General features: G+C 73.6%; 1 protein-coding gene. It reads right to left on the bottom strand.

Going from position 1 to position 9,759, the window contains the following annotated elements; all coding sequences use genetic code 11:
• Positions 1–75 precede the first annotated feature (75 nt).
• The gene (locus ABZ479_RS22170) at positions 76–9,735 is read right to left on the bottom strand and encodes a type I polyketide synthase (RefSeq protein ID WP_500463242.1); all 9,660 of its coding nucleotides are present in this window, start codon (positions 9,733–9,735) and stop codon (positions 76–78) included.
• Between the last annotated feature and the right edge of the window lie 24 nt (positions 9,736–9,759).

Below are 9,759 nucleotides of genomic sequence, written 5' to 3'. Positions count from 1 at the left end.
TGGAACCTCACCCATGCTTCTCGTCACACCTTCGCGCTGCTGCTGCCTGCTGCGTGCTGCCTGCTGTCCGCCTGCTTAAATCCCGAGCTCCTTGTCGATGAAGGCGAAGAGCTCGTCGGGCGTGGCCTCTTGGAGCTTTTCTGTGACGGCCTCGCCACGGGAATCGGTGTGCGGTTCACCCCACTTCGCCAGGAGGGCCTGCAGACGCAGCGCGATGCCGGTACGGGTCGGGGTGTCCGCGGCGTCCGGGTCGAGCACGGACAGCGCGGACTCGAGCTTGTCGAGTTCCGCCAAGCCGGGGGCGGCGCCGGGGCCGCCGTCCGGGACGATCTCACCGAGCAGGAAGTCGGCCAGGACCGCCGGGTTCGGATGGTCGAAGACGAGGGTGGCCGGGAGCCGCAGCCCGGTCGCGGCGTTCAGCCGGTTGCGCAGCTCCAGCGCGATGAGGGAGTCGAAGCCGAGCTCCTTGAACGCGCGCTGCGCGCCGACCTCGTCGGTGGTCGGGTGGCCGAGGGCCGCGGCCGCGTGGGTACGGACCAGCTCGGCCACGGCCAGGCCCTGTTCGGCCCGCGGCATGACCTCCAGGCGGCGGCGCAGGGCCTCCGCCGGGGAGAGCCCGGCACCGGCCGGATCGCCGTCCGCACCGCCGGAACGCGCCGCCTCCGCCAGCCGCCGCACCGCGGGCAGGTCGGCCAGGAACGGGCTCGGCCGCACGGCGGTGTGTCCGGGCGCGAACCGCTCCCACTGGACGTCGGCCACCGCGACGGTCACGTCGCCCAGGTCGAGGGCCTGCTGGAGCGCGCGGATCGCGGAACCGGGCGCCATCGCGGGCACGCCGCCGCGGTCGAGGCGTTCGCCGATCGCGCCGCCCGCCGCCAGTCCGCTGTCGCCCCAGCGGCCCCACGCCACGGAGGTCGCGGCCAGCCCCTCGGCGTGCCGCTGCTCCGCGAGGGCGTCCAGATAGGCGTTGGCCGCCGCGTAGTTGCCCTGCCCGCCGTCGCCGAGCGTGCCGGCGACTCCGGAGAAGAGCACGAACGCGGAGAGGTCCAGGTCGCGGGTGAGCTCGTGCAGGGCGAGCGCCGCCTCCGCCTTGGGGGCGAGGACGGTCGCGAAGCGTTCCGGCGTGAGCGCGTCGATGACACCGTCGTCGAGCACACCGGCGGTGTGGACGACGGCGGTCAGGGGGCGGTCGGCGGGGACGGCCCCGAGGAGCGCGGTGAGGGCGTCCCGGTCGGCGACGTCGCAGGCCGCGACGGTCACCTCGGCGCCCAGCGCGGTCAGTTCGTCGCGCAGCTCTGCGGCGCCGGGGGCGTCGATGCCCCGGCGGCCGGCCAGCACCAGATGCTCGGCGCCGTTCGCCGCGAGCCAGCGGGACACGTGAGCGCCCAGCGCACCCGTGCCACCGGTGACCAGCACCGTGCCCTGGGGGCTCCAGGCCTTTCCGGCGGGCGCGTCGGCGGCGGGCGCGTGTGCGAGCCGGCGCGCGAAGACGCCGGAGGCCCGGACCGCGACCTCGTCCTCCGCGCCGTCGCCGGCCAGCAGGCCGGCGAGGCGGGTGAGCGTACGGTCGTCCGCGGTGTCCGTGCCGGGCAGGTCGACGAGACCGCCCCAGCGGTCGGGGTACTCCAGGGCGGCCGTCCGGCCGAAGCCCCAGACGAGTGCCTGGGCGGGATCGGTCACCCCCTCGGAGCTGCCGGTGGCGATCGCGCCGCGGGTCACGCACCACAGGGGCGCGGTGACCTCGGCGTCGCCGAGTGCCTGGACCAGGGCGGCAGTCGCCAGCAGTCCGGCGTGCTCGCGCAGCGGGGCGCTGTCGCCGCCGAGGGCGAGGAGGGAGAGGACGCCAACGGGCGCGGTGTCGTCGAGTGCGGCCTTAAGCGCTGCCGTCAGCTGCTTGCGGTCGGCCGTGCCGTGCTCGACCCGTACGACGCGCACCTGCGCCCCGCGGTCGGTCAGCGTGCGCTCGACGGCGGCCGCCCACTCCTCGTCCGCGCCGGTGAGCGTGCCGGGGACGGCGAGCAGCCACGTGCCGGTCAGGCGGGCGGAGGCGGGCTCGGGCACCGGCTTCCACGTGACGCGGTAGCGCCAGCCGTCGACGGTGGACTGCTCACGGCTCTGCCGGCGCCACGACGACAGCGCCGGAAGCAGCGCGGTCAGCGGCTGGTCGGCGTCGACGGCGAGTTCAGAGGTGATCGTGTCGAGGTCCTCGCGTTCGACGGCCGCCCAGAAACGGGCGTCGATCTCGCTCTCCACCGGCGCCTCGAACGCGGGCGCAGGGGCGATCTCGGGCCAGAACCGCTGCGCCTGGAAGGCGTAGGTGGGCAGGTCCACGCGCTGCGCGCCGGTCCCGGCGAACACCGCCTGCCAGTCCACGGAGGCACCGTGGACGTAAGCCTCGCCAAGGGAGAGCCAGAACCGCTCCAGACCGCCTTCGTTCCGGCGCAGCGAGCCCAGGACGGCGGCCTCGCGACCGGCGTCCTCGACGGTCTCCTGCAGCCCGACCGTGAGGACAGGGTGGGGGCTGGACTCGACGAACACCCCGAAGCCCTGCTCCAGCAGGGTGCGTACCGCCTGCTCCAGCTCCACGGTCTGGCGCAGGTTGCGGAACCAGTACCCGGCGTTCAGCTCGGACCCGGACACCCACTCACCGGTCACCGTCGACAGGAACGGCACCTGAGCCTCACCCGGGGTGATCGGCGCCAGCAACTCGGCCAGCTCGTCGCGCAGGAGGTCGACCTGCGCGGAGTGCGACGCGTAGTCCACCGCGATCCGCCGCGCCCGAACGCCATCCGCCTCGCACGAGGCAAGCAGCTCGTCCAGGGCCTGCACTTCGCCGGAGACCACAACCGAGGACGGGCCGTTCACCGCGGCAACGGAGATCCGCTCCTCGCCCCAGGCCGCGATCCGCTCCCGGACCTGCGCGGCCGGCAGCGCCACCGACACCATGCCACCGAGACCGGCCAGCACCCGGCCGATCGCCTGACTGCGCAGAGCCACGACGCGGGCCGCGTCCTCCAGCGAGAGGATCCCGGCGACACAGGCCGCCGCGATCTCGCCTTGTGAGTGCCCGATCACCGCCGCCGGACGCACCCCCGCGGCCTTCCACACCTCCGCCAGCGACACCATCACCGCGAACAGCGCAGGCTGGACCACGTCCACGCGCTCCAGCGACGGAGCACCCTCCACACCACGCAGCACATCGACCAGCGACCAGCCGGTCAACGGCTCCAGCGCCTGAGCGCACTCCTCCATCCGGGCAGCGAACACCGCTGAAGCGTCCAACAGCCCTTCGGCCATGCCTACCCATTGCGACCCCTGTCCGGGGAAGACGAACACCGTCCTTCCCCCGATCGCAGACCCCTGCGCCAGGACCGGTGAGGTCTCCCCGGCGGCCAGGGCGGTCAGGGCTGTGACGACGTCGGCGCGCTCGCGGGCGACGAGGACCGCGCGCTGGTCCAGGGCGCCGCGGGTCGTGGCCAGGGAACCGGCCACGTCGACAAGTCGCAGGTCAGGGTGGGTGGCGAGGTGGTTCAGCAGGCGTTCGGCCTGACCCCGCAGGGCCTTCGGCGTCCGCGCGCTGAGGGTCCAGGGCAGGGCGGTGGACGGGCCCGGAACGGAACCGTCAGGGGTCACCCCGGTCAGTAGGGGTGTCCGCTCCGGTTCCGGGGTCGTGTCCTGCGCGGACCCCTGGGCGGCGTCGGGGGCCTGCTCGATGATGGCATGCGCGTTGGTCCCGCTGAAGCCGAACGACGAGACTCCCGCGCGCCAGGGGCGTCCGGTCTCCGGCCACGGCCGTGCCTCGGTCAGCAGGTCGACCTCGCCCGCGGTCCAGTCGACGTGCGGGGTGGGCTCGGCGATGTGGAGGCTGCGCGGCAGCTCGCCGTGCTCCATGGCGAGCACGATCTTCATGACGCCCGCGACACCGGCGGCGGCCTGCGCGTGGCCGATGTTCGACTTGATCGAGCCGAGCAGCAGGGGCCGGCCCTCGGGGCGGTCCTGGCCGTAGGTCGCGAGCAGCGCCTGCGCCTCGATGGGGTCGCCGAGGGTGGTGCCGGTGCCGTGCGCCTCGACGACGTCGACGTCCGAGGGCGTGAGGCGCGCGTTGGCGAGGGCCTGGCGGATGACGCGCTGCTGGGACGGTCCGTTGGGGGCGGTGAGGCCGTTGCTGGCGCCGTCCTGGTTGATGGCGGAGCCGCGTACGACCGCGAGCACGGGGTGGCCGTTGCGCCGCGCGTCCGACAGCCGCTCGACGAGCAGCATGCCGACGCCCTCGGCGGGGCTGAAGCCGTCGGCGTCGGAGGAGAACGCCTTGCAGCGGCCGTCCGTGGACAGTCCCCGCTGGCGGCTGAACTCGATGAAGGTGCCGGGCGTCGACATGACCGTCACGCCGCCGGCCAGGGCCACCGAGCACTCCCCCGCCCGCAGCGCCTGGACGGCGAGGTGCAGGGCGACGAGCGAGGCGGAGCAGGCGGTGTCGACGGTGACCGCCGGGCCTTCGAGACCGAAGGTGTACGAGATGCGGCCGGAGACGACACTGCCGGCGCTGCCGGTGGCGAGGTGACCTTCAAGGCCTTCGGTCGCGGTACGGGCGAGTTCGGCGTAGTCCGAGCCGTTGGTGCCGACGAAGACGCCGGCCTGGCTGCCGCGCAGGGTCTGCGGGTCGATGCCGGCCCGCTCGAACGCCTCCCAGGACGTCTCCAGCAGCAGGCGCTGCTGCGGGTCCATGGCCAGCGCCTCACGCGGCGAGATCCCGAAGAACCCGGGGTCGAACTCGGCCGCGCCGGAAAGGAACCCGCCTTCGCGGGTGTACGAGGTGCCCTGCGCGTCGGGGTCGGGGTCGTACAGCGCCTCGATGTCCCAGCCGCGGTCGGCGGGGAACTGCGACAGGGCGTCGCCGTCCGAGGACAGCAGCTGCCACAGCTCCTCGGGGGTGCGCACCCCCCCGGGGAAGCGGCACGCCATCGCGACGATCGCCACGGGCTCGGCGTCGAGGACAGCGGCACTGGGCGTCGGGACGGCGGACGCCGCCCCGCCCTCCCGGCCGAACATCTCCTCGCGCAGGTACCGGGCGAGGACGGTGGCCGTCGGGTAGTCGAACACGAGGGTGGGCGGGAGCTTGAGGCCGCTGGCGGCGACCAGGCGGTTGCGGAGTTCGACGGAGGTCAGCGAGTCGAAGCCGAGCTCCTTGAACGCCCGCCCGGCCTCGACCGCTTCGGGGCCCGCGTAGCCCAGCACGGCGGCGACGGCGGTGCGGACGAGGTCGAGGAGCAGACGCTCCTGCTCGGCCGCGGGCTGACCGGCGAGCCGCCGGGAGAACTCACCCGCGTCGCCCGCGCCCTCGGTGGCGTCGGTACGGATGCTCTCGACGGCGGCGCGCGCCTCGGGGAGGTCGTGCAGCAGCGGCCGGGACCGGCCGGAGGTGAAGGCGAGGACGAAGCGCTTCCACTCCATGTCGGCGACGGTCAGCGTCGTCTCGTCCCGGTCCAGGGCGTGCTGGAGCGCGGCGACGGCCCGCTCCGGGTCCATCTCGATGACGCCGTGGCGGCGCATGCGGTCGCCGACCGCGCCCTCCGCCATTCCGCCGTCGCCCCAGGGGCCCCAGGCGATCGCGGTCGCGGGCAGGCCTGTCGCCCGGCGGTGCTCGGCGAACGCGTCGAGGAAGGCGTTGCCCGGTGCGTAGTTGCCCTGGCCGGGCGCGCCGAAGGTCGCGGCGAAGGACGAGAACAGCACGAACGCGGAAAGGTCGAGGTCGCGGGTCAGCTCGTGCAGGTGCAGCGTCGCGTCGACCTTGACGCGGAGCACCGCCTCCACCTGGTCGGGGGTCAGGGCCTCGATCACGCCGTCGTCGAGGACGGCGGCGGTGTGGACGACGGCGGTCAGGGGGCGGTCGGCGGGGACGGCGTCGAGAAGCGCGGCGAGGGCGTCCCGGTCGGCGACGTCGCAGGCGGCGACGGTCACCTCGGCGCCGAGTGCGGTCAGTTCGTCGCGCAGCTCGGCCGCGCCGGGAGCGTCGATGCCGCGGCGGCTGGTCAGCACCAGGTGCTCGGCACCGTTGGACGCGAGCCAGCGGGCGACATGCGCACCGAGCGCACCCGTACCGCCGGTCACCAGCACCGTGCCCCGCGGCCGCCACTCACGGACCGTGCTGGTCTCCGCGAGCCGCGCGCGCACCAGACGGCGTGCGAACAGGCCACCCGGGCGTACCGCGACCTGGTCCTCGGCCGCGTCACCCGCCAGGACGCCGGCAAGCCGGGCGAGCGCCCGGTCGTCCACGTCGTCCGTGCCGGGGAGGTCCACCAGGCCGCCCCAGCGCTCGCCGTGCTCGAGCGCGGTCACGCGGCCAAGACCCCAGATCAGCGCCTGCGCCGGGTACTCCAGCCGCTCGGAGCGACCGGCGGCGACGGCGCCGCGGGTCACGCACCACAGCGGCGCGGTCACCTCGGCGTCACCGAGCGCCTGGACGACGGAGAGCGTGGTGACGACAGTGCCGGCCGCGGTGCCCGAGGGCGTCGACAGGCAGACGACACCGGACACAGCAGGCTCGTCGGCGAGCGCTTCACGTATGCGTACGGTGAGTTCGGCGCGCGTGTCGTCGCCGTTCCGGACGATGGCGATCCGCCGCACGTCAGCGCCGCGGTCGATGAGCGTGCGCTCGACGGCGGCCGCCCACTCCTCGTCCGCGCCGGTGAGCGTGTCGGGGACGGCGAGCAGCCAGGTGCCGGTCAGGCGAGCGGCGGCCGGCTCGGGCACCGGCTTCCACGTGACGCGGTAGCGCCAGCCGTCGACGGTGGACTGCTCACGGCTCTGCCGGCGCCACGACGACAGCGCCGGAAGCAGCGCGGTCAGCGCCTGGTCGCCGTCCACGTCCAACTCGGCTGTCAGGGCAGCCACATCGTTGCGCTCGACGGCCTCCCAGAAGCGGGCCTCCACGCTGTCGGCGGGGGCGGCGGCCCCAACAGCCTCGGGGGTTCCGCTCTCCAGCCAGTAGTGCTCGCGCTGGAAGGCGTAGGTGGGCAGGTCGACGCGCTGCGCGCCGGTCCCGGCGAACACCGCCTGCCAGTCCACGGACGCGCCGTGGACGTAAGCCTCACCCAGGGACAGCCAGAACCGCTCCAGACCGCCTTCATTGCGGCGCAGCGAACCCAGGACGGCAGCCTCACGGCCCGCGTCCTCGACGGTCTCCTGCAGCCCGACCGTCAGGACCGGGTGGGGGCTGGACTCGACGAACACTCCGAAGCCCTGCTCCAGCAACGTCCGGACCGCCTGCTCCAGCTCCACCGTCTGCCGCAGGTTGCGGAACCAGTAACCGCCGTCCAGCTCCGGGCCGGACATCCACTCGCCGGTCACCGTCGACAGGAACGGCACCTGAGCCTCACCCGGGGTGATCGGCGCCAGCAGCTTCCCGAGTTCTTCTTCGAGCAGGTCGACCTGCGCGGAGTGCGACGCGTAGTCCACCGCGATCCGCCGCGCCCGCACCCCGTCCGCCTCGCACGAGGCCAGCAGCTCGTCCAGCGCCTCGACCTCACCCGAGACCACGACCGAGGAGGGGCCGTTCACCGCGGCAACGGAGATCCGGTCCTCGCCCCAGGCCGCGATCCGCTCGCGCGTCTGGTCCGCGGACAACGCCACCGACACCATGCCACCCAGACCCGCCAGCACCCGACCGATCGCCTGACTCCGCAGAGCCACCACCCGGGCCGCGTCCTCCAGCGACAGGATTCCGGCAACGCAGGCCGCCGCGATCTCGCCCTGTGAATGCCCGATCACCGCAGCCGGACGCACCCCCGCGGCCTTCCAGACCTCCGCCAGCGACACCATCACCGCGAACAGCGCAGGCTGGACGACGTCCACACGCTCCAGCGACGGAGCGCCCTCCACACCACGCAGCACATCCACCAGCGACCAACCGGTCAACGGCTCCAACGCCCGAGCGCACTCCCCTATCCGCTCCGCGAACACCGGCGAGGAATCCAGCAGTTCCTCGGCCATGCCCACCCACTGCGAGCCCTGACCCGGGAACACAAACACCGTCTTGCCACCGACGACCCGCCCGGACACCACACCCGCCGCCGGCACACCCTGCGCCACCGCCGACAACCCCGCCGCATTGTCACCCAGCACCACCGCACGGTGCTCCAACGCCGCCCGCGACGACGCCAACGACCACCCCACCTCAGCAACCGACGCCGCCGAACCAGCCTCACCCGCAAGCCAGCCCGACAACCGCTCCGCCTGACCCCGCAACGCCACCGCACTCTTGCCCGACAGCACCCACGGCACCACCGCAGGACCATCGGCCGACGACGGCGCCTCAGACTCAGCCTCGGGCTCCGGCGCCTGCTCCACGATCACGTGCGCGTTCGTCCCACTGAACCCGAACGACGACACACCCGCCCGCCGCGCACGCCCCGACTCCGGCCACACCACCGCATCCGACGCCAACGACACCGCACCCGACGCCCAGTCCACATGCGGCGACGGCTCATCGACATGCAGCGACTTCGGCACCACACCATGCCGCATCGCCAGCACCATCTTGATGATGCTGGCGACGCCGGCCGCGGCCTGCGTGTGCCCGATGTTCGACTTGATCGAGCCGAGCAGCAGCGGCTGTTGGGGCGTGTGTTCCTGCCCGTACGTGGCGAGGAGGGCCTGCGCCTCGATGGGGTCGCCGAGCGTCGTGCCGGTGCCGTGCGCCTCCACCACATCCACGTCGGCCGCGGACAGGCGCGCGTTGGTGAGCGCCTGGTGGATGACGCGCTGCTGGGACGGGCCGTTGGGCGCCGTCAGGCCGTTGCTCGCGCCGTCCTGGTTGATCGCCGAACCCCGCACCACCGCCAGCACCGGGTGACCGTTGCGCCGCGCGTCCGACAGCCGCTCGACCAGGAGCATGCCCGCGCCCTCGCCCCAGCCCGTGCCGTCGGCGGCGGCCGCGAAGGGCTTGCAGCGGCCGTCCGCCGCGAGGCCGCGCTGACGGCTGAACTCGGTGAACGTCGACGGGGTGGCCATGACGGTGACGCCGCCGGCCAGGGCCATCGAGCACTCCCCCGCCCGCAGCGCCTGCACCGCCAGGTGCAGCGCCACCAGCGACGACGAGCAGGCCGTGTCAATGGTGACGGCCGGGCCCTCGAGACCGAAGGTGTAGGCGACGCGCCCGGAGGCGATGCTGCCGCTGCTGCCGGTGCCGAGGAAGCCCTCGACGCCGTCGGGGACGGAGTCGAGGCGAGCGGTGTAGTCGTGGTACATGACGCCCGCGAAGACGGCCGTCCTGCTGCCGCGCAGCGAGGACGGGTCGATGCCGGCCCGCTCGAACGCCTCCCACGCCGTCTCCAGCAGCAGCCGCTGCTGCGGGTCCATCGCCAGCGCCTCACGTGGCGAGATCCCGAAGGGGGCGGGGTCGAAACGGCCGGCGTCGTAGAGGAAGCCGCCCTCGCTGACGTAGCTGGATCCCGCGCTGTCGGGGTCGGCGTCGTACAGCGACTCGACGTCCCAGCCGCGGTCGACCGGGAAGGCGGAGATGGCGTCCTCACCGTTCGCGACGAGCCGCCACAGGTCCTCGGGGGTCTGCACGCCTCCGGGGTAGCGGCAGCTCATCGCGACGATGGCGATGGGCTCCTCGTTCTTCTCCTCCACCTCGCGCAGCCGCCTGCGGGCCTGGCGCAGGTCGGCGGTCGCCCGCTTGAGGTAGTCGCGAAGCTTGTGCTCGTTCTCCATTGCGTGGGCTCCATGCCTCAGAGGCGGTCGTTCCGGTCGGTCGTC

The sequence above is a fragment of the Streptomyces sp. NPDC005722 genome (genome assembly GCF_040630935.1).
Taxonomy (GTDB): Bacteria; Actinomycetota; Actinomycetes; order Streptomycetales; family Streptomycetaceae; genus Actinacidiphila.
The sequence above is the reverse complement of the archived record's forward strand: the minus strand, read 5'-3'. Positions and strand labels throughout refer to the sequence as shown.